This window comes from Paenibacillus sp. LjRoot153 (assembly GCF_964253085.1).
Lineage (GTDB): Bacteria > Bacillota > Bacilli > Paenibacillales > NBRC-103111 > Paenibacillus_E.
Genome location: NZ_CAXUQH020000001.1, coordinates 1072078 through 1091209 on the forward strand (window position 1 = coordinate 1072078; position 19132 = coordinate 1091209).

The window sequence follows — 19132 nt, forward strand, 5'->3', positions numbered from 1 at the left end:
TATCCTTATTGAAAGAGGTAACGAGGAGCGAGGACGAGAACAATGAATTTAACGAAACTAATGAATCGCCTTGTAATACCAGGACTGTTTGCGTTGTACATGCTCACCTTATTTAGAGTCATTTTATTTAAGTACGGCTCAATTGATATAGACTTTCTTTGGTATCGACTGCAGAAAAATCTGGAAAATCCTGAGAATAGTATGCACCGAATGCAGTATGGTAATTTTATTCCGCTTAAAACAATTTCCGATACTGTTCTAAGTCCGTCAAGTCATGAAGTAATCAATGTGGTCGGGAATATCTTGGCATTTATGCCATATGGAATTTTCCTCTTATTATTGTCTAAAAGCAAAACGATTTCACTTATTGGAGTATTTATCCAATCACTGGGAATGAGCTTACTCTTGGAATGCTTGCAGGTCTTTTTTTCCATTGGAAATTTTGATGTGGATGATCTGATCCTGAATACCTCTGGAGGCCTACTGGGGTACTGTGTTTTTAGATTGTATAGCTTTCGTCTTAAGTCATTAACCTAACGCAGAACGAAAATTCTTACTATAAATTCATTTATCTATGGCAATTCCAGCAGCTTTTAAATGTCCTTGGGTAAGAATCTTGCCGAACTGGGACGCAAGTTCCCTTGGCGCAAAGGTTAAATCATTATTAAGCCACCATACGACGATACCCATAAAAGCCGACGCGATATATTGAAGCAGTAAGTCCTTTGAAATTTCTAATTGGGTATGTTCCAGTCCCTCGTTTATTGTACTTTTTATTATATTCTCCATTTTCGTTTGAAAACCATGAATTCTATTCTCTTCCACTAACATCGCTTTGTAAAAAACGGACGGCGGAGGCAAAGCAAGCGCGGCACAAGTGCCTGTTGTCGGGTTTGAGCAAGTGCTGAAGCTTCATCAAAATGTGATCAACATGCATGCGGGGAAATTTACGTACTCGTTCCTCATGGTGAATGGGCTCCCCGGAATCCGCATTTGTTTGGATGAAGGGATTCAATATGTTTATTCTTTTGCTTATCGAGATCATAAGATCGAAGCGATTTATACTGTCGCAAATCCGGAAAAGTTAAGACATCTATAGAATTACTACTCAGAAAGGCCGTCCAGCGAAGAATGGCCAGATCGCTACGCTAACGGATAACGATAGTTAAATAAACAACCAAAACAGGGCTGCCGGTGAATCGGTGGCCTTTTCTCAACTAACGGACAGGAAAATTTTGTGGTAAGATAGTAAAATATGCCGTATTGGGTCTCGCCAGTATGAGAAGGTGTTGAAATCATTAATTGTTGACGGAGGTTTTCTTTGAAGGATCTAAACCATAAAAACCTATATATTTTTCTAGTAACTCTGTCTTTAGTAAACGTTGTTGTTTATATTACTTGTAGAAATAATTCCTATTTTGATTTCTTGAACTGGAATTTATTTTTGGCTTGGATTCCCCTTGTTCTGTCTAACTTGGTGTATCTTATTTACAAGCGTAGTAAAGTGAAGTCTATTTTTCTTGTTATATTGGGGACGCTATGGTTACTTTTCTTTCCGAATTCCCCGTACGTTATAACTGATCTCATTCATTTAACTGTATTGAAGGATTTGTATGCAAATAATGGAAATATTAGTTTTGCTTATTGGATTGATTTTATAGTAATAAATTTATTTTCTTGGACTAGCTTGTTACTTGGGGCATTCTCAATATATCAAATTCAATACATAATAATGAGTTTATATAACAAGATAATATCTTGGTGTTTTGTTATTATAGCTTCAGTTACAGGTGGGTATGGAATTTTGTTAGGAAGAGAATATCGATTAAATAGCTGGGAAGCAATAACTGATTGGAGTAAAGTGACTGGAATCATAGAAAGAAGTTTAACAAGTAATTCGTTTTTCTTTTGCTTATTATTTGGCTTATTTATTGGAATCGTGTATGTAACGATTTATTTATTAATTAACTGTATGAGTGCATCAAATCAGGGAAGCAAGACCTTCACATAACACCATATTCACGCGCCGGAGTTTAACGGCTCCTTGGTCTGCCCGTCGGATTGCAACAAAACACAGCTAACGAAGAACGTTAGTTCATTTCACTACTGCTTGTTCTTGTGACTAAAAAAAAAGACTGGAGGGACGTACATTGTTCCCACCAGTCTTTTTTAGAACGTCTAGATTAACGTTTAGAAATATTCTGTTAAGTAGGCATGAAATACAAACAAAGTAAATGTTCTCATATTTCTTATTTCACACAGATTGTTGAGACGAAGCTTGTAGTGTCGATTGAGCTTGACTAATCATTGTTTGAGCTTGTGCTATTTCATTTGATGCTTGCTTTAGAGCTTCTTCACAAAGTGTAGGATTAGCTGCAGATTGTTCAATAGCTTGACTAATAAGACTTTTAGCAAGTGTTGTTGCTGCTTCTGCTTTCTTCAACTGGTTTGGATCAATTTGTTGTGCCAATTCTCGAACCTCCAAGATAATGTATTTGTACTAAACAACTGTTATATAATTTTCGAATAATGGTGATTTTATGTGCGGGAAAACGATAATGGAGAATGAATCGTAATATACGTCAACTTTGGGCTAAACCCATAAATTCGTTGGCATTGTATCTACAAGTTGAGGTTGAAGATGGCGGATTATTGTTCCCTCAGGTATAGCGATGATGGAGATGAATTCTCGAAATTCCGCGTTTTCAAGCATCGAAAGGACATTGGGTTGGCACAAAACTGGGTATAAAAAAGAAAGGGCAGGCTGAATGCAATCATTCGTCTGTCCTTTCTGCAATAGAATTAACTCTTTAGTTGCCGCGAATTTGACTCCACATGGTCAACATATCGATCCACCCGCGATGCTCGGCGATCATGCCGTCCACAACACGATATTGACGGTAAAGTGTGACATCAATCGTATTGCCCGTAGGCGCTGTTCCAAAGAACATGCCTTGATGTGTCCCTTTTACAGTCATTCTCACGAGCACCTTATCCCCTTGACCGATGATCTCTTCTACCGTGTAGCTTTTATCGGGAAATGCTTCCAAGATCGTTCCTGCGAATTTTTTTAGTCCATCCTTGGAGTGGTAAGAGAATTCTTGATAATCATCGGACAGAAATCGATCCACAACGTCCAATTCATTCTGGTTCCAAAAGGTCTCGATAAATTGGTGTACCGTATCTACATTGTTTTGTTCCATTGTTTTCATTGTATAAACATCTCCTTATGTGTTGATTATTTGATGTATCGGTGGTTATTGAGCCTGGATTTGAGGCAAAAGTGTGGCTGTATCGAACCAACCGTGGTGTTCCACGATGTTCCCTTCGATGACGCGAAATTCGCGGAACTGTGTTAACTTCACGGATTTGCCTGTAGGTCCATGACCAGCAAAATGGCTAGCATGCACAGCTGTCATGAAGATTCTAGCGATGACCTTCTCATCTTGTGCCAGGATTTCATCCACAACAAACCGCCGGTCCATAAATGCCTCCGCAATTTGCGGGGCAAAGAATTGATTAGTCTTTTCCAACAAACTTTGGTTCGCAATGTCCTCGATAAAGGCTATCACGGCTTCTACACTTTTTTGTTCCATCATGTTCATGAAAACATCTCCTATTCTATTATTTGCAGTATAATGTTACCATTTGGTAACGTATCGATGAAAAAAAAGATCGATGCTGTTAGTTTGCTGCAACAACTGCTGCTGTAAGTTTACTGGTCAGATCCGCGAAACTGTTGACTGCATCTCGTACTCGGTCTCTCATTCCCTCATCTAACGGAGCGTTGTCGGGACCTAATGTGTTCGATCCATATCCCACTGAAACCCAGTCCGAACAATTAATCCCATGCAAATTGCGTATGATAGTCTGCAAATGTGTGAGAGAGCTTACTCCGAGCGGACCGCCTGCGGAACTTACAGAAAGAACTGCCTTACCTGCAACCTGACTACCAGTTATATAGTCTAGGGCGTTTTTAAGCGCTCCTGATACGGAGCCATGGTATTCCGGGGTAGCAAGGATCAAACCGTCTCCATCTACAATTGCTTCCAATAGCAGCTTAACATTGGGATGGAAATCCCAGTTATCGGGCGAAAAAAGAGGCAGCTGCAGCACCGATAAATCAATGAATTGGACAGTCACTTTCTTGGCTTCTAAAAGGGTTTGAATGTACCGGAGAAGATTTGTGCTGCTTGCGTTTGCTCGATTACTGCCTGCGATCAAGGTTACTTTCATTTTCAACATCACCTTTCATTTTCAAATCGTTGGGGTATGTGATATTATGTGACTATAAGGTCACTTTTATGTTTTTATAATATGTTACCTATAGGTAACATGTCAAGTGGTTCAAACGAATATGATCGTCAAGGGGGGCCAAATTTGGAAAATGACATATTTAAAGCGCTCTCGGATCCCAGCCGCCGTAGGCTATTAGATTTTCTTCACGCCTCTGACGGGCGGACGCTGAATGATCTCTGTGAGCCACTGGACATGTCTCGATTCGGCGTCATGAAGCATTTGAATATACTGGAGGAAGCCGGGCTCATTACCACAAGAAAAGTTGGCCGTGAAAAGCTGCATTATTTGAATGCAGTGCCTATCCGTCATATTTACGAGCGATGGGTTAGCAAATACGCTGAACCATGGGCATTTGGATTAACAAATCTTCAAAACGAATTGGAGCGTGAAACGAATATGGCAATCAAACCACGTCATGTAAATCGAATAGCGATTAAAGCAAATCCTGAACAAGTTTGGCAAGCACTCACGGATCCTGCCAAGACGTCGAAATTTTGGTTCAATTGTGCCATCCGGTCCACCTGGGAAACAGATAGCGCATTTGAGCTATGGAACGGAGAGGAGAAGAAGGCAGAAGGGATCATTCTCGAAATGGACCCTCCCCACAAACTCATGATGAGCTGGCGTTTTATTTCCGTTCCAGGTACGGAGAGTGACACCCCGTCGCGCATTACGTGGGAGATCTGTCCGCATGCCGAACTAGTTGGGGTGACATTGGTAACTGTTGTACATGATGAATTCGACATGGCGGTAAGCACCTCCAAGATTCTTGAGAACGGGTTGCCGATCGTGCTTTCGGGTATGAAGACATTTCTTGAAACTGGGGAGAGGCTCGCTGGCGAATGATCTGGAGGAGTTTATGATGCTAAAACGAAAAAGCAGCCAATTATGGCTGCTTTTTTGCTTTACTTTCTGGAGTTAGTAGACAAAACCGACTAACTCGAGTGAGACCGGGGGCTGCAGCGGCACTTTTCTAGATTCAACTTACCATGGGATCGAAAAACGGAGGCGTGTATTTTTCCAATTCAACGTACCCGTCAATACGAGTGTGGCGAAATAGAGAAACAAGGAACAGACGATTGAAGTGATCACGCACCATAACTGTGGCATACCATTGCTGACAAAATAGTGATAGGTCCAGTTTCCGCAAATCATCATCAGTATCATGCAGATCGCAACCTTGACATAAGGACGAATGCTCCAATAAAATCCGATCGAGCTTGAGATGGAAAAGAAGTTCAGCAGTGTTTGTAACACAATGCCGATACCGATGCCGTACGCAACGCCAATAATGCCATATTGGCTGCCGAACACGAAGATCGAGACACTCTTGAATAAGGTGGCTACTACATAATTCCACAGCGTAGCTTTCGCGCGGCCGAGCCCAAGTAGAATGGCATGAAGTGGCGCGTCGAAATAATGCAGAAAAAACATCGGCGCCAGTATTTTCAGCAGCACGCCTGCTTCCGGCGCATGATAGACAAGTGTCGTTAATGGAGTTGCCCACACGTACAGGATAACGGTCGCGGGTGCGCCGATCAGGAGTCCCAAGATCATTGCTTGATTCATCCGCTCATGTATGAGCAGGCTGTTCTTGTTCGCCGCTGCCTCGCCAATCGCAGGTATGAGAGCGGTAGACAAGGACTGCGTGATGAAGCTTGGCATGAACAGCAGCGGAAACGCATATCCGGCTAACATACCGAATTGCTTCGTCGCTAATGCCGTGCCGATGCCGGCCAGCGCAAGGCTGGTTGTAATAAGCAACGGTTGAAAGGTGCTGTATAACGAATGAATGACACCGTGCCCGGTCGTCGGCAGTCCGATCTGTAGCAGCTCGCCGAGTGTGCTTTTTCCTTGTTTCAGGTGGCTTGCCCAAGTCTCGCCCGGCATCTTCGATTCGCCGTGAAGCTTGTAGCTTGTCACCAGGAATAGGAGGCTGATCGCTTCGCTGACAACAGAGGCAGCCATAGCTCCAGCAGCCGCGTAAGCGACGCCGTAAGGGAGCAATAGGTGGACCAGCGCAAGTACGCAGGCGATTTGCACGGTATGCTCCAGCACATCTGAAGCGGCAATGGTCTTCATCTGCTGCATGCCGCGGAAATATCCTTTTAATACGGCGGAGACAGCGACAATTGGCGCGATCGGCGTAATTGCCAGCATCGCGTAATAAGCGCGTTGATCGCTTAGCAGAATGGATGCGATCCACTCCGATCCGAGTAATGATACGGTTGTGAGCGCTACGCTCAAAACGCTCGTGACAGCGAGTGAGACATGCAGGATGCGTCTCACTTTCATCCGTTCGCCGCGAGCGTTGGCCTCTGCGACCAACTTTGAAATAGCTACCGGCAATCCAAGCTCCGTAATCGTAATGACGAGCGGAACGAGCGGATGAGCCATCATCAAGATGCCGATTCCCTCGGCGCCCAGTACGCGAGCGATATACATGCCGCTGATAAAACCGAGAATACGGTTGATGAAAGCAGCGACTGATAAGACTAACGTACCTTTCATGAACGATTGCCCATGTTGTGACATGACTTGTGTCCTCCTGTTTATCGAATACTTAAATATGTATTCAATAATTGGAAAAGCATGCGAACAAGCTGGTGTTGATGTCATTTTTGATGAAGGCCTAATTGATTTACGACTATCGCAGGTTGCCCTGGGAAAGATAACATGATATCATTAACCTGACGAACGTTCGGAAGGAATGATGATATGACGGCAACACGGATCAAAGAAGTAGCGCTCACTCATTTTGCTAAAAACGGGTATGAAGGTGCATCGCTTGCTGATATTGCTACTGATGTAGGCATCAAAAAACAATCCATTTACACGCATTTTAAAGGGAAAGATGAACTATTCCTTGCTCTGTTTGTTGAGGTACTGGCGAAAGAATTGAATTTCGTTCAAACGTATCTCGACAGTAATAAGCATCTATCAATTGATCAACTTCTTTATGGCTTTCTAATCCAATATCAAGATCGTTATGAACAGGATGATAACACCAAATTTTTCTTGCGCGTGGCCTTTTTCCCACCGTCCCATCTCTATGATGAGATCGTTAAGCAAGGTTACGGTTATCTAGATACGATTGAAACCATGATAATGCCTCTATTTGATCAAGCTTTACACAATGGAACTATTAGCCCTGAAGTTAGTAGCGAAAAAGCAACAATTGCTTTCTCTGCTGTATTGGATGGCATGTTTGTGGAATTGCTATTTGGAGGTTCTGCGCGGTCGATGAAAAGGATTGAGTCTTCCTGGTTCGTTTTCTGGCGTGGTATCAAAAAGTAAAGTAAAAGCAGCAGGAGGTTTGTACACATGAACCGTTATTGGATATTTATTTTCGTTGGTGTAATTTTTGAAGTGATATGGGTGACAGGATTAAAACATTCGGATACGACATGGACGTGGATAGCTACGATCATTGCCATATATATTTCATTTCATCTCGTTATTAGTGCGTCTACCAAACTGCCAGTGGGAACCGTATATGCCGTCTTTACAGGCATGGGGACAGCGGGGACGGTCATCGTGGAAATGCTATTTTTCGGAGAGCCATTCCAGTTTCTTAAAGTATTCCTAATTCTACTTCTATTATCCGGTGTATTTGGATTGAAATTTGTGACAAACGATTCAGGTGAGAAAGGAGCTGCAGCCTAATGGGGTGGTTTTTTCTCATATTTGCGGGGATGTTTGAAATTGTAGGCGTCGTCGGTATGAACCAAATTAATAAAGCGAAAAACATTCGTGCCTTCGTTATTTTTATCGTAGGTATAGTCATGAGTTTTGCTTTCCTAAGCCAAGCGATGAAAAGCTTGCCGATGGGTACGTCTTACGCGGTTTGGACAGGGATTGGGACGGTTGGAAGTGCAGTCGTAGGAATGCTGTTCTATGGGGAATCAAAGAATTGGAAGAGGGTTGTGTTCATCGCGATGGTGTTAAGTGCTGCAGTAGGATTGAAATTAATAGCTTAACCGTTAGAAGGGAAAAGACCAAGAACTCCGAGGAGAGTGGCTTGGTCCTTTTTTTTCCACTGTAAGCATGTCCTAATAGACTGCTGATAGATTATAATTCACTTATGAGGTCGATTATCGCAAACGATTCTATATGAATTTCATCCGTAAAGGGGATTGTGAAAATGGATAAAACATGGGCAGCGTTATGGATTCAGCATTCCGATTTTGCGGACATGAGTCCCGTCGACCTTCTCTATAAAGAAATGCTTCCACCCGAACCTTTCTTGCACCCGGTTCAGCTCAAGCATCACCACGCCTTGTTTCGCAAGAAGTTTAAGTTGGATCTTGCGGCGGCGGGGGAGATACCCTTGCTGCTTGATCTAAGTGCCGACGATTATTACAAACTGTATGTGAACGGCCGTTATGTTGCCCAGGGACCCGCTCAAAACTACAAGTTTCATTACTATTACAACCGACTTGATATTTCTCCTTTCGTTATGGATGGGGTGAATGTCATTGCCGTTCACGTCTATTATCAAGGACTTGTAAACCGAGCATACAGCAGCGGCGATTTGAGACAGGGGCTCATTGCTGAACTGAAGGCGGGAGACAAAGTTGTGTGTCGGAGCGATGAAAGCTGGACATGCAAGCGAATCTGGAAATATGGCGACTGGCAGACCGAAACGGTCGGATACGACACGCAGTATTTGGAGCATATCGATAATCGGCTGGATGTTCCCGGATGGAACTTGCCGGGCTTTGACGATAACAATTGGGGGCATGCCATTCCGTTAGCGAAGCACGACTATGCGCTGTATAGCCAGCCAACGCCGGTAGTGGATACGTATCGTATTTGTCCAGTACAGATCACACAGTTGAATGAAGGACATTTCATCGTTGATTTCGGGGAAGAAATAACCGGCCAGTTTTCCTTGGAAGCGTCGGGTGCTGCAGGGGATCGGATTGAAGTCAGGTGCGGTGAGGAACTGAACGATGACGGTACGGTACGCTTCCAGATGCGGTGCAATTGCAATTACAAGGAGATTTGGACGTTGTCGGATGAGGAGCAGGTACTTGAAAATTTCGATTATAAAACCTTTCGGTATGTCGAGGTCATATCGTCCGTGGCCGTGGTTGATACCCGAGCTGTTTCAGCTGTCGTTCGTCATTATCCGCAAGTAAAGGAAACCTATGCTACTTTTAAAAGTCAGGACCCAATCCTGCAGGGGATTTGGGATATTTGTGAGCGGGCGCTGCGGAATTGCACGCAAGAATCGTATCTCGATTGTCCGAGCAGAGAGAAGGGCCAGTACCTAGGCGACAACACCGTGATTGGCCATGGCCATCTGTACGTGAGCGGCGATCCGCGCATGTGGAAGAAAGCGCTGCACGAGTTTGCCTTGAGCGCCGCCGTATGCCCAGGACTGATGGCAGTAGTGCCAGGAAATCTGATGCAGGAGATCGCGGATTTTTCCTGCCAGTGGCCCATGCAACTGCTGACGTATTACAAGCTGACCGGTGATCAAGAATTTCTGCAGGAGATGCTCCCGTATGCAGAGGGGATCGTTGCCTATTTTAAACGCTACCAGCGGGGCGACGGGCTCATTGAACATGTGAAGGAAAAATGGAACCTGGTCGACTGGCCCGACAATCTCAGAGATGGCTACGATTTTCCACTTACCCGCCCTGTCGGCGACGGCTGTCATGCGGTGATGAACGCCTTTTATATCGGCTGTATCGGTGCCGTTCAAGAAATTAAGGACATACTCGCAATTCCGTATGATGATCTCCTTCCGGTGCTTAAGCAAGCGTTCTGTCAACGTTTTTACCGTCCGTCCACACGCTTATTTGCGGATGCTGAGTTTACGGACCATGCTTCCCTGCATGCGAATGTATTGCCTTTATTTTTCGGGTTGGCGCCAGAGGAGGCCGTCCCGGCAATTGTTGAATTAATACGACACAAGCGATTCAGCTGCGGTGTGTATATGTCTTATTTTGTGCTGAAAAGCTTGGCAAAAGCCGGAGGGTACGCATTGATCTACGAACTGATGATGTCGGACGACGAGCATTCTTGGCAAAATATGCTGCGGGAAGGGGCTACAACCGCGTATGAGGCTTGGGGAAAGGATCAGAAGTGGAATACGAGTCTTTGCCACGCGTGGGCGAGTTCGCCGATTCCCGTGCTCATCGAGGATATTATCGGTCTCATCCCAGTAACTTCAGGAGGAGGATCTTATACGTGCGAGACTAAGTTGCGGGCTGATCTTCAGCCGTTCGAGCTGCAGTTGACGGTGCCTGCGGGGCGGATCAAGCTGAGTTACGACGGCACGAAGCTGGAGCATCTGTTGCAGCACCAAGAGGGATGTACATCTTAACAATAATTTCAATGTGTTCAACAATCATAGCGGTATTTCACGACTTGATTTTCAAGTTCATGGATACCGCTATTCCATTTGCATCATGGCTGTAGTCGTAAGGCAAAATAAAAAGCACCACTTAGGTGCTTTATGCTGAGCTGATATTTTTTACACCCGATTTTTATACACCCTCATTGCAAAGAAATAGGCTACCAATAAAATCCCGACGCACCACGCAAGAGCGACCCATATCTCATTACCCACCGGCTGATCTGCCAGTAGTGCACGGATGGCGTTCACGATCGAGGTCACCGGCTGGTTTTCGGCAAAGGCGCGAACGACGGACGGCATGGACTCGGTCGGCACAAACGCCGAACTGATAAACGGCAGGAAGATAAGTGGATAGGAAAATGCGCTTGCACCTTCAATCGTTTTTGCGGACAGTCCGGCAATCGCCGCGACCCAAGTTAAGGCCAGTGTAAACAACGCGAGTATGCCTACTACGGCAAGCCAAGGCAGTATGCCCGCGGACGAACGAAAACCCATAATCAACGCTACAAGAATGATGACGATAAGTGATATGGCGTTAGACACCAGAGAGGTCAGCACATGTCCCCAAAGCAAGGCGGAACGTGAAATCGGCATGGTGTGAAACCGCTCGAATATGCCTCGCTGCTTATCCATAAACAGGCGGTAAGACGTATAGGCTATGCCGCTTGCGATCGCCATAAGCAGTATGCCTGGCAACAGGTAATTCACATAGTTATCCGTTCCAGTTTGAATGGCACCGCCTAACACATAGACGAACAGCAGCATCATGGCAATTGGCGTGATGCAGACCGTGATGATGGTGTCCATACTGCGGAAAATATGGCGCATGGAACGTCCAAGCATAACGCTAATATCGGTGAAAAAATGATTTTTTGCCGTTTCCATTTACTTCGCCTCCTTTTTGCCGACGATAGAGAGGAAGATATCCTCTAATGATGGCTGTTTTTCAACATATTCCACCTTGGCGGATGGGAACAGCTTTTTTAGATCCGCTAGTGTGCCGCTAGCGATAATCCTACCCTCATGCAGAATGGCAATTCGATCGGCAAGCTGTTCAGCTTCCTCCATATACTGCGTGGTTAAGAGCACCGTCGTGCCGCCGCTCGCCAGCTCCTTAACAATCTTCCAAACCTCGATGCGCGCCTCGGGATCAAGCCCAGTTGTCGGCTCGTCGAGGAAAATGATCTGCGGATTACCCACAAGGCTCAAGGCGATGTCTAGCCTGCGGCGCATACCACCGGAATACGTAGACGCCCTGCGGTCGGCGGCGTCTGTCAAGTTGAAGCGTTTAAGCAAGTCGTCCGCAACCTGACGCGGATTCTTGAGGTATCGCAGCTTTGCAATCATGATCAGATTTTCTCGTCCGGTCAAAATTTCGTCCACCGCGGCAAATTGCCCTGTCAGAGAGATTGCCTGCCGCACATGATCGGGTTTTGACGCAACATCGAATCCGTTAACGCTGGCTGTTCCGCTGTCTTGTTTAAGCAGGGTGGTGAGGATTTTGACAACCGTTGTCTTGCCAGCACCGTTGGAGCCGAGCAGGGCGAAAATACTACCTTTTTCAACCTCGAAATCCACACCCTTTAAGACTTGATGCTGCTTGTAGGACTTTTGCAGACCAATCACTTTAATTGATTTGTTTGGCATAAAGTTCCCCTCCTTATCGAACAGTAACCTTAGACAAATCGGCCCCCATTCCTTTAAGTGAAGCATAGGTCAGCTTATCCATGACTGCGCCGTCAAAGCAGATGGTTTTGAAGGCACGGTAATACTTATTGGTCAATGAAAAGAACGCCTGAAAAGAAACATTCTTGAGTATAGCGCCCCTAAATGAAACTTCGTTTACTGCCGATTTGTCAAACTTAACGCCGATAAAGGTTTGCCCGTCAAAACGCACCCCGCTCAGGTCGGAATATTCGAAGTCCACGCCGTCAAAGATACAACCTTCAAAGATTGTTTTTCTAAGGTCGATCTTGCTTAGCGTGACATCGGTCAGTTTTACACCTGTGAATTTGGCTCCTTCCATCCCCGAGACACTGAAGTTGGTGCGTACAAGGATCGATTCATTGAAGCTTACATTCGTAAGGTCAGTTGCAGTTAGGGCACAGTCCGTCAGATTTGCGCCGTCAAAATTGGCTTCACGTAAATCACTGGTCTTAAACGAACTTCCGGTCAAGTCAGCGCCCGTAAAGTCGGCACCGCGTAACGCGCTAGCATTAAATTGACCTTTATGGGCCCTAACGCCTGCAAAGTCGCCCATTGCCAGGTTGCTCGCGCTAAAGTTTGTCACTACTTGCCGTTCCAGCGAGCGGGAGAGGTTGGCGACCTCCAGAATCGTTTGTTCGATGTCGCCGATGCTCTCAATGGTCATCTTAAACGCTGTTTCATCGTCTTTGCCCTCGGCTTTGAGTTCGAGATATCGCTCCTGCAAATCGGAGTGCAGGTCCGCCTTTAATTCGGTGACACTTTTTACCCCATCGTATGGCGTGAAAACACCGTTCAAATAGTTCGTTAATTTCGGATTCATCTCATCAAATCTCCTTTATAATAAATTTTCTAGTACGCGCTTTGAATACTCCCAATTGCTTTTGTTGCGCTCATAAGTTTCCTTGCCTTTTTCGGTAATCCTAAAATATTTGCGCCGTCCGCCCTGAGATTCGTCACCCCAATACCACTCGATATCGCCGTCTGTTTCAAGCCGCCGGACACTGGAGTACATCGTGGCTTCCTTTAATTCATATTCGCCGCCTGAGCGCTCGGCAATCGTTTTGACAATCTCGTAACCGTAGCGGTCAGCTTCGGATAAGAGCCGTAAAATCATCGTATCGGTATGTCCGCGCAGCAGGTCGGATGTAATTTTGTTCTCGCTCATGTCATCACCTCCGTATACACATAATACGATATACTACTGTGTCTGTAAAGGTAGTATTTTGAATCAAATACTTTGTTTAAAAATATTCATTTTGAAAAAGTATTTGCAATAGAAGAGAGTAAATCGTAACACAGGTCGTTTTTGGGAGGAGTCATTAAAAATGCTGTCGAATAATTCAAGTTGAATTCAAAAGTAGTCACGGGGATCCGCTCCATGGTCGTATCTACCTCAATAATGAAGGTGGTAACAGAATGAATAAAAAGGTGATTAGCCTTCTATTCGCAGGAGTTTTGGTAGCCACTGCAGGCTGTAGTCAAATGAAGGAATCGGGCCGGAAGTTAACCGGAGCAGAATCCGACGCATCAACCAAGAGAATTGGTTTTTTGGTTTATAATTTTGGTGATACATATATAGCTCAGGTGCGGAATGTCTTCGCGCAAGTGGCAGGAAGTCAAGCATCTGTCTATTTTAAGGACAGTCAAAATTCGCAACAGATTCAGAATGAGAATATGGAAGTATACATAAATAATAAGGTTGACGCTCTCGTGGTTAACCCAGTGGATCGGACCGCGACGAGTATTATCATCGATAAAGCTAAGAATGCTGATATACCGGTTGTTTTTTATAATAGGGAACCGCTTTCGGATGATATGAAAAAATGGAATAAAATTTACTACGTAGGTGCAAAAGCAGAACAATCCGGTGCGATGGCCGGTGAGATTATGGCCGATTATTTTAAAAAACATCCGGAAGCAGACAAAAATAAAGACAGTACGATGCAATATGTCATGTTAAAAGGAGAGCCAGGTCACCAAGATGCAGAAATTCGCACGAAATACTCGGTAAAAGCCGTTGAAGATGCAGGCATCAAAGTCCAGAAGCTGGCTGAGGATACTGCAGGGTGGGACCGGAATAAGGGACGTGAGAAGATGGCTGCTTTCTTGGCAACGCATGGTGACCGAATCGAGGCTGTTTTTTCAAATAATGATGAAATGGCACTCGGTGCTATCGAAGCCCTTAAAAAATGGGGATATTTTAAAGCAAACAAATACATACCGGTTGTGGGTGTCGATGCGACAGCCGATGCGATCAAGGCATTGGAGGATGGGACTTTGCTTGGAACGGTATTAAATGATGCGAAGAACCAAGCGAACGCTTTATTTAACTTGGCTAAGGTTCTAGCTAATAAACAAACGCCAAATAAAGAAAATATAGGCGGATATGAGTTGACGGAAGGAAAATATATCTGGACTGCTTATAAAAAAATTACGAAAGATAACCTTAATGATGCCAGATAACCCGCTTTTTAAGGACAACATAGAGGACTAGCAGGTCATTGGGGGATGAAGATATGACTTTACGCAAGAAAGTATTGATTTTTGTCGGGATGATTGTACTTTTCGGGCTTGCTTGTACTTATTTTTCATTAGACCGGATTTTGCTGAACCGTTTTGCTCAACTGGATGCAAGAGCACTCAATGCGGAAATGAAAAATATGATATTAACCGTGGAACATGAAACGGAAAATTTGAAATCAAATGTGATCGACTATTCGGCATCCAACGCCACCTATGATTTTATGAAAAAAATGAGGAGACCTGAGCAGTTAGAAAATGATCCTTACATTCAAAACAAATTCAACGACGCATTCTTCCAGACTAACGTCATCCACTTTTTAGCGCTGCTCGGCACAAAAGATCAGGTGATTTACAATCGCTTCTATGATGTAGCAGCAGGTAGGCAAACCGAACCTCCGGCGGGGATGATAGATTCCATATTAGCAAACAGGGGAGCTTTGATTCATTTCCAGGGAGAATTCCAGAGTAAAACAGGGGTTATTGCTACCAGCGAGGGACCTATGCTTGTTGTTTCACTTCCCGTTATTAAAAGCACTATGGAGGGACCTATTGAAGGTGCTTTGGTTATCGGTCGCTTTTTAGATGCAATGGAAATTGAACGTTTGACTATTTTAAACCATTCCCAATTTAAATTTCAGTTAGCTAAAGATCTGGAGATTCCAGCAATCCATGAAAATGCGGACGGAACCCCTTTTATCTGGCTGGATAATATTTCAAATGAGAAAGTCATTGTCCATTCGTTATTAAAGGATGTATTCGGGAATCCTTATCTTGTTCTATCCTCAGAAAAAACACGGAATGTATACAATCCAGGCCAATTTGCTGTAAAGCTGTATGCTCTTGTATTAACCTTTATTGTTATTTTTATTTCTGTAGGTATCATGGTTGTAATCGATCGAATGATTCTGAAGAGGATGGAAGGGCTTGTCATTAATTTTCGTTCCATCACGCAAAAACAAGATTTTACATTACGGATCAGCAGCAAAGGTTCTGATGAATTTGCCCAATTGGAAAAAGAATTTAATACCATGATGTCTTCTCTTGAGAGTTCCAGAAATTTATTGGAGAAGCAAGCCATTTACGATCCTTTAACACTTTTACCGAATAGAGCTCATTTTTTCAATAAGTTGGAAAGCGCTATCAGAGAGGCTGCAGAGCAAAAAGTGCGGCTTGCCGTTTTGTTCATTGATCTCGACCGATTTAAATGGGTGAATGACACATGGGGCCATGATTATGGGGATGATCTTCTAAAAGTAATAGCCTCCCGGCTTCAAGAGGGTATGGAGCCAGAGAACACCGTCTCGCGATTAGGCGGGGATGAGTTTACTGTGCTGTTAACAAAAATTTCTGGAAAAGAAGCAGCTTATTTAAAAGCTAATAAGATTCATACGGCGTTAGCTACCTCTTATTCAATAAAAGGTGTGCAATTCGATACGACTGCTAGCATTGGAATCAGTATATACCCAGACGATGGAAGCACCCCGGAAGAATTAGTGAAATATGCAGACATTGCCATGATTAAATCCAAAGAATCGGGAAGAAACCATCTGAGTGCTTACTCGAATATACTGCTGGAAGATCTTGAGCGTAAGATTATGTTGGAAACTCAGTTGGCATCAGCCATGGTCAACAACGAATTTCATGTATTTTACCAACCAATTGTAGACGCGCAGACGTTACAAGTTGTTAAGGTGGAAGCTCTGCTTCGATGGGAACATCCTGAAATGGGATGGATTTCTCCTTCGGAGTTTATCCCGATAGCTGAATCGTCAGGCGCTATTCTAAAATTAGGCAATTGGGTTCTTTGTCAAGCTTGTTCTGATATTAAAGAACTGAAGCAAAGCGGCTATCCGGATCTGATTGTTACCGTAAATGTTTCCGTATTGCAATTGGAGCAGGATCAATTCTTAGATGTCATAACCAAGATCCTATCGGAATCCCAGATTCGAGCTGAAGACATTGAGCTGGAAATAACGGAGAGTACGACCATGTCACAAGGGAAAGCTGCTGGAACTCTAATGAAGCTCTTAGATCTAGGTGTGAAAATTTCAGTAGACGACTTCGGTACGGGCTATTCTTCACTCAGTTATTTGCGCCGCTACCCTCTTCATACCATAAAAATTGATAAGTCGTTTATTAGTGAAATGACTGTCATTGATTATGATAGGACGATATCCAAGGCCATTATTGATCTAGGACACCATTTACAGCTAAAGGTAGTTGCGGAAGGGATAGAAACGGAAGAACAATTTAATTTGTTAAAAGCTTTGGGATGTGATGAAATCCAGGGTTATTATATTAGCCCCCCCCTTGATTTTGCATCGATATATAAATTTTTAGAAGAAAGAAAAAAATGAAAAAACAGTTGGAGCTAAGTGGCTTATTTGCGCTTAGCTCCAACTGTTTTTAGCGTGGTTTACGCTCACCAAACCCTTACACATTTAGATAAGGTCTTGTCCGCTGTCGCTTTCTTTATAGATGGATATAAGCACGATTGCCGTATCTTCCCCGATATTCCTTACCACATGGGGTGTGCATGCGTTCCAACTGAACGAATCGCCCTCACCGAATTCAGCCGCATCCTCTCCCTGCTCTGCGTATATTCTTCCTTTAACGACGACATGGACCTCCTCACCTTCATGAGCATGAGGTACGTCCCCTGTCGAACTCCCAGGAGGGAACTCTACAAGCATCATTTTTACGTTCTTTGTAGAGCTCAGATGCTCCACCTTCAGATCTTCGGAGCCGCTTGTTGTGATTCTTCTTTCATTCTTTCGAACAATATTCATTCGATCTTCTTTCTTTAGTAGCAAATAAGCTAATGGCACATTCAAAGACTGTGCTATATGTTCCAACGTTGATATGGAGGGGGAGGTTTTATTAGTTTCAACCTGACTCATGAAGCCTTGGGACAAGCCGGTTTCTTCGCAAATTTGAGCGATGGTAATATTTTTTCTCTTCCGAATCGCTCGTATCGTGGAGCCGATATCCATCCTAATGCACCCCTTAAATATTAGTAATAAGAAATATAATTTTATATTAGCAATTTTCGTGTTGACAAGTCAATGCATTTGGGTTTAAATTAGTCATATAAAATTTATTTCTTTATTACTAATATTTTATGGAGAGAAGGTATAGGAATGACGAAAACAGCAGTTGTTTCAATTATTATGCGTGTGGTGATGGGAATCATATTAATGGCTCATGGAATCGCTAAGTTTCAAATGGGTCTCGCCAATGTTGAGGCGTGGTTCAGCTCTATCGGTATACCGGGATTTTCGGCGTATTTCATAGCAATACTTGAGCTTGTTGGCGGTATTATGCTGATTGTGGGATTGTTTACACGTTATGTATCTGGATTGTTTGTAATTATGCTAATCGGTGCAATTGTAACAACGAAGCTTTCGTTAGGACTTCTGGGAGATGGGCAAATGTCTGGTTATGAGTTGGATCTTGGATTTATGTTGGTATTGTTGTATCTGGTTGTTGCTGAGCAATCGACTCTCTCAGTCGACCGTCTTATTATGAACAAACGCAGAGCATAACTTACTACTAAGGGGGATTATGATGAATCCATTTTATCAATATGACGTTCATTTACCGGCTAATATGGACCCGGACAAGAAATATCCAGTAGTATTTACCCTGCATGGCAAAGGCTCCAATGAAAAAAATATGTTCGGTTTGGTCGCTCCGTTGGCTGATGATTTCATCATTATCGGTATACGCGGTAATCTGCCGCTTGGAGCGGGATACCAGTATTATGATTTGAAGAGTCTGGGCAATCCCATCCGCGAGATGTTTGACGAAGCGGTTAAACAACTCGAAGCATTCATACATGATGCGACGGAAAAGTATCCCATCGATCCAGGCAAACGGTATTTGCTTGGATTTAGCCAAGGTGCAATTCTGTCAATGACACTTGCGCTTACGATGGGAGATGAGCTGAATGGGATCGTTGCGCTGAACGGGTACGTTCCTGACTTTGTGAAGACGGAGTATCCACTACGAAGTGTGAAGGACGTATCGGTATTTATTTCCCATGGAGAGTATGACTCCGTGTTCCCGGTTCGGATCGGCCACGAGACAGCGGCGTATTTCAAGGAGCAGTCGCCGCGCCTAGCATTTCATTTATATCCGACGGATCACGGGGTATCGGAAGAGAACCAATTTGATTTTCTAAATTGGCTTAAGCAGGATGCTGGTTTGACTACAACTAAGGAGTGAGAAATG

The 19132-nt window shown here is 44.0% G+C and carries 23 protein-coding genes; 12 read left to right on the forward strand and 11 right to left on the reverse strand.

Features of this window, described 5'->3' with window-relative positions; translation table 11 throughout:
• The first annotated feature begins 42 nt into the window (after window positions 1-42).
• Window positions 43-537 carry a VanZ family protein gene (locus ACSQ8P_RS04855; RefSeq protein ID WP_436234142.1) on the forward strand — a complete coding sequence of 165 codons (495 nt, stop codon included), beginning with the start codon at window positions 43-45 and terminating at the stop codon, window positions 535-537.
• A 27-nt stretch (window positions 538-564) separates the two neighbouring features.
• On the opposite strand, the gene ACSQ8P_RS04860 is transcribed toward ACSQ8P_RS04855, so the two are convergent.
• Window positions 565-831, reverse strand: coding sequence for a TetR-like C-terminal domain-containing protein (locus tag ACSQ8P_RS04860; protein ID WP_436234143.1), 267 nt, complete (start codon window positions 829-831; stop codon window positions 565-567).
• Between the two features lie 46 nt (window positions 832-877).
• Between ACSQ8P_RS04860 and ACSQ8P_RS04865 the strand changes: the two genes are divergently transcribed.
• Together ACSQ8P_RS04865 and ACSQ8P_RS04870 are read left to right on the forward strand one after the other, a co-directional pair.
• On the forward strand, window positions 878-1099 hold the full coding sequence (locus ACSQ8P_RS04865; RefSeq protein ID WP_436234144.1) for a hypothetical protein: 222 nt from the start codon (window positions 878-880) through the stop codon (window positions 1097-1099).
• Window positions 1100-1444: 345 nt separating this feature from the next.
• The gene (locus ACSQ8P_RS04870; RefSeq protein ID WP_436239455.1) at window positions 1445-2011 is read left to right on the forward strand and encodes a DUF1361 domain-containing protein; all 567 of its coding nucleotides are present in this window, start codon (window positions 1445-1447) and stop codon (window positions 2009-2011) included.
• A gap of 243 nt (window positions 2012-2254) precedes the next feature.
• Here ACSQ8P_RS04870 and ACSQ8P_RS04875 read toward each other — a convergent pair whose 3' ends face one another.
• From ACSQ8P_RS04875 to ACSQ8P_RS04890, 4 genes are all read right to left on the reverse strand, one after another.
• Window positions 2255-2470: a hypothetical protein gene (locus tag ACSQ8P_RS04875; RefSeq protein WP_436234145.1), complete on the reverse strand. Its 216-nt coding sequence runs from the start codon at window positions 2468-2470 to the stop codon at window positions 2255-2257.
• 340 nt (window positions 2471-2810) lie between these two features.
• Window positions 2811-3212: an ester cyclase gene (locus ACSQ8P_RS04880; RefSeq protein ID WP_436234146.1), complete on the reverse strand. Its 402-nt coding sequence runs from the start codon at window positions 3210-3212 to the stop codon at window positions 2811-2813.
• Window positions 3213-3257: 45 nt separating this feature from the next.
• On the reverse strand, window positions 3258-3605 hold the full coding sequence (locus ACSQ8P_RS04885) for an ester cyclase (protein WP_436234147.1): 348 nt from the start codon (window positions 3603-3605) through the stop codon (window positions 3258-3260).
• Between the two features lie 79 nt (window positions 3606-3684).
• The gene (locus tag ACSQ8P_RS04890; RefSeq protein WP_436234148.1) at window positions 3685-4236 is read right to left on the reverse strand and encodes an NADPH-dependent FMN reductase; all 552 of its coding nucleotides are present in this window, start codon (window positions 4234-4236) and stop codon (window positions 3685-3687) included.
• Between the two features lie 144 nt (window positions 4237-4380).
• On the opposite strand from ACSQ8P_RS04890, the gene ACSQ8P_RS04895 reads away from it, so the two are divergent.
• Window positions 4381-5145: an ArsR/SmtB family transcription factor gene (locus ACSQ8P_RS04895; protein ID WP_436234149.1), complete on the forward strand. Its 765-nt coding sequence runs from the start codon at window positions 4381-4383 to the stop codon at window positions 5143-5145.
• A 138-nt stretch (window positions 5146-5283) separates the two neighbouring features.
• On the opposite strand, the gene spoVB is transcribed toward ACSQ8P_RS04895, so the two are convergent.
• On the reverse strand, window positions 5284-6834 hold the full coding sequence (spoVB, locus tag ACSQ8P_RS04900; RefSeq protein WP_436234150.1) for a stage V sporulation protein B: 1551 nt from the start codon (window positions 6832-6834) through the stop codon (window positions 5284-5286).
• A gap of 183 nt (window positions 6835-7017) precedes the next feature.
• Between spoVB and ACSQ8P_RS04905 the strand changes: the two genes are divergently transcribed.
• From ACSQ8P_RS04905 to ACSQ8P_RS04920, 4 genes are all read left to right on the forward strand, one after another.
• Window positions 7018-7596, forward strand: coding sequence for a TetR/AcrR family transcriptional regulator (locus ACSQ8P_RS04905; RefSeq protein ID WP_436234151.1), 579 nt, complete (start codon window positions 7018-7020; stop codon window positions 7594-7596).
• A 27-nt stretch (window positions 7597-7623) separates the two neighbouring features.
• The gene (locus tag ACSQ8P_RS04910) at window positions 7624-7965 is read left to right on the forward strand and encodes a DMT family transporter (protein ID WP_436234152.1); all 342 of its coding nucleotides are present in this window, start codon (window positions 7624-7626) and stop codon (window positions 7963-7965) included.
• Window positions 7965-8279: a DMT family transporter gene (locus ACSQ8P_RS04915; protein ID WP_436234153.1), complete on the forward strand. Its 315-nt coding sequence runs from the start codon at window positions 7965-7967 to the stop codon at window positions 8277-8279. Before ACSQ8P_RS04910 ends, ACSQ8P_RS04915 begins: the two co-directional genes overlap by 1 nt.
• Window positions 8280-8443: 164 nt before the next feature.
• Entirely contained in the window at window positions 8444-10636 is a 2193-nt protein-coding gene (locus ACSQ8P_RS04920) for a family 78 glycoside hydrolase catalytic domain (protein ID WP_436234154.1), read from the forward strand.
• 150 nt (window positions 10637-10786) lie between these two features.
• Here ACSQ8P_RS04920 and ACSQ8P_RS04925 read toward each other — a convergent pair whose 3' ends face one another.
• Genes ACSQ8P_RS04925 through ACSQ8P_RS04940 form a run of 4 tightly spaced genes read right to left on the reverse strand, consistent with a single transcriptional unit; the run spans window position 10787 to window position 13541 of the window.
• Window positions 10787-11554, reverse strand: a complete 768-nt coding sequence (locus tag ACSQ8P_RS04925) for an ABC transporter permease (RefSeq protein WP_436234155.1) — start codon at window positions 11552-11554, stop codon at window positions 10787-10789.
• A complete protein-coding gene (locus ACSQ8P_RS04930; RefSeq protein WP_436234156.1) occupies window positions 11555-12316 on the reverse strand; it encodes an ABC transporter ATP-binding protein in 762 nt (253 codons plus the stop codon).
• A gap of 13 nt (window positions 12317-12329) precedes the next feature.
• Window positions 12330-13196, reverse strand: a complete 867-nt coding sequence (locus ACSQ8P_RS04935) for a pentapeptide repeat-containing protein (RefSeq protein WP_436234157.1) — start codon at window positions 13194-13196, stop codon at window positions 12330-12332.
• A 15-nt stretch (window positions 13197-13211) separates the two neighbouring features.
• Window positions 13212-13541, reverse strand: a complete 330-nt coding sequence (locus ACSQ8P_RS04940) for a PadR family transcriptional regulator (RefSeq protein WP_436234158.1) — start codon at window positions 13539-13541, stop codon at window positions 13212-13214.
• Window positions 13542-13792: 251 nt separating this feature from the next.
• On the opposite strand from ACSQ8P_RS04940, the gene ACSQ8P_RS04945 reads away from it, so the two are divergent.
• The gene (locus ACSQ8P_RS04945) at window positions 13793-14839 is read left to right on the forward strand and encodes a galactose ABC transporter substrate-binding protein (RefSeq protein ID WP_436234159.1); all 1047 of its coding nucleotides are present in this window, start codon (window positions 13793-13795) and stop codon (window positions 14837-14839) included.
• Between the two features lie 53 nt (window positions 14840-14892).
• Window positions 14893-17256, forward strand: a complete 2364-nt coding sequence (locus ACSQ8P_RS04950; RefSeq protein ID WP_436234160.1) for an EAL domain-containing protein — start codon at window positions 14893-14895, stop codon at window positions 17254-17256.
• Between the two features lie 84 nt (window positions 17257-17340).
• Here ACSQ8P_RS04950 and ACSQ8P_RS04955 read toward each other — a convergent pair whose 3' ends face one another.
• A complete protein-coding gene (locus ACSQ8P_RS04955) occupies window positions 17341-17892 on the reverse strand; it encodes a helix-turn-helix domain-containing protein (RefSeq protein WP_436234161.1) in 552 nt (183 codons plus the stop codon).
• A gap of 147 nt (window positions 17893-18039) precedes the next feature.
• On the opposite strand from ACSQ8P_RS04955, the gene ACSQ8P_RS04960 reads away from it, so the two are divergent.
• Window positions 18040-18444, forward strand: coding sequence for a DoxX family protein (locus ACSQ8P_RS04960; RefSeq protein WP_436234162.1), 405 nt, complete (start codon window positions 18040-18042; stop codon window positions 18442-18444).
• A gap of 22 nt (window positions 18445-18466) precedes the next feature.
• The gene (locus ACSQ8P_RS04965) at window positions 18467-19126 is read left to right on the forward strand and encodes an alpha/beta hydrolase (protein ID WP_436234163.1); all 660 of its coding nucleotides are present in this window, start codon (window positions 18467-18469) and stop codon (window positions 19124-19126) included.
• Window positions 19127-19132 lie beyond the last annotated feature (6 nt).

Excerpts from the sequence above, each read along its gene's own strand:
- ACSQ8P_RS04965 (WP_436234163.1), top strand. The coding sequence starts at position 18,467 with ATGAATCCATTTTATCAATATGACGTTCATTTACCGGCTAATATGGAC.
- ACSQ8P_RS04860 (WP_436234143.1), bottom strand. The coding sequence starts at position 831 with ATGTTAGTGGAAGAGAATAGAATTCATGGTTTTCAAACGAAAATGGAG.
- ACSQ8P_RS04925 (WP_436234155.1), bottom strand. The coding sequence starts at position 11,554 with ATGGAAACGGCAAAAAATCATTTTTTCACCGATATTAGCGTTATGCTT.
- ACSQ8P_RS04930 (WP_436234156.1), bottom strand. The coding sequence starts at position 12,316 with ATGCCAAACAAATCAATTAAAGTGATTGGTCTGCAAAAGTCCTACAAG.
- ACSQ8P_RS04920 (WP_436234154.1), top strand. The coding sequence starts at position 8,444 with ATGGATAAAACATGGGCAGCGTTATGGATTCAGCATTCCGATTTTGCG.
- ACSQ8P_RS04960 (WP_436234162.1), top strand. The coding sequence starts at position 18,040 with ATGACGAAAACAGCAGTTGTTTCAATTATTATGCGTGTGGTGATGGGA.
- ACSQ8P_RS04855 (WP_436234142.1), top strand. The coding sequence starts at position 43 with ATGAATTTAACGAAACTAATGAATCGCCTTGTAATACCAGGACTGTTT.
- ACSQ8P_RS04905 (WP_436234151.1), top strand. The coding sequence starts at position 7,018 with ATGACGGCAACACGGATCAAAGAAGTAGCGCTCACTCATTTTGCTAAA.
- ACSQ8P_RS04955 (WP_436234161.1), bottom strand. The coding sequence starts at position 17,892 with ATGGATATCGGCTCCACGATACGAGCGATTCGGAAGAGAAAAAATATT.
- spoVB (WP_436234150.1), bottom strand. The coding sequence starts at position 6,834 with ATGTCACAACATGGGCAATCGTTCATGAAAGGTACGTTAGTCTTATCA.
- ACSQ8P_RS04940 (WP_436234158.1), bottom strand. The coding sequence starts at position 13,541 with ATGAGCGAGAACAAAATTACATCCGACCTGCTGCGCGGACATACCGAT.
- ACSQ8P_RS04890 (WP_436234148.1), bottom strand. The coding sequence starts at position 4,236 with ATGAAAGTAACCTTGATCGCAGGCAGTAATCGAGCAAACGCAAGCAGC.
- ACSQ8P_RS04885 (WP_436234147.1), bottom strand. The coding sequence starts at position 3,605 with ATGAACATGATGGAACAAAAAAGTGTAGAAGCCGTGATAGCCTTTATC.
- ACSQ8P_RS04915 (WP_436234153.1), top strand. The coding sequence starts at position 7,965 with ATGGGGTGGTTTTTTCTCATATTTGCGGGGATGTTTGAAATTGTAGGC.
- ACSQ8P_RS04945 (WP_436234159.1), top strand. The coding sequence starts at position 13,793 with ATGAATAAAAAGGTGATTAGCCTTCTATTCGCAGGAGTTTTGGTAGCC.
- ACSQ8P_RS04880 (WP_436234146.1), bottom strand. The coding sequence starts at position 3,212 with ATGAAAACAATGGAACAAAACAATGTAGATACGGTACACCAATTTATC.
- ACSQ8P_RS04910 (WP_436234152.1), top strand. The coding sequence starts at position 7,624 with ATGAACCGTTATTGGATATTTATTTTCGTTGGTGTAATTTTTGAAGTG.
- ACSQ8P_RS04950 (WP_436234160.1), top strand. The coding sequence starts at position 14,893 with ATGACTTTACGCAAGAAAGTATTGATTTTTGTCGGGATGATTGTACTT.
- ACSQ8P_RS04935 (WP_436234157.1), bottom strand. The coding sequence starts at position 13,196 with ATGAATCCGAAATTAACGAACTATTTGAACGGTGTTTTCACGCCATAC.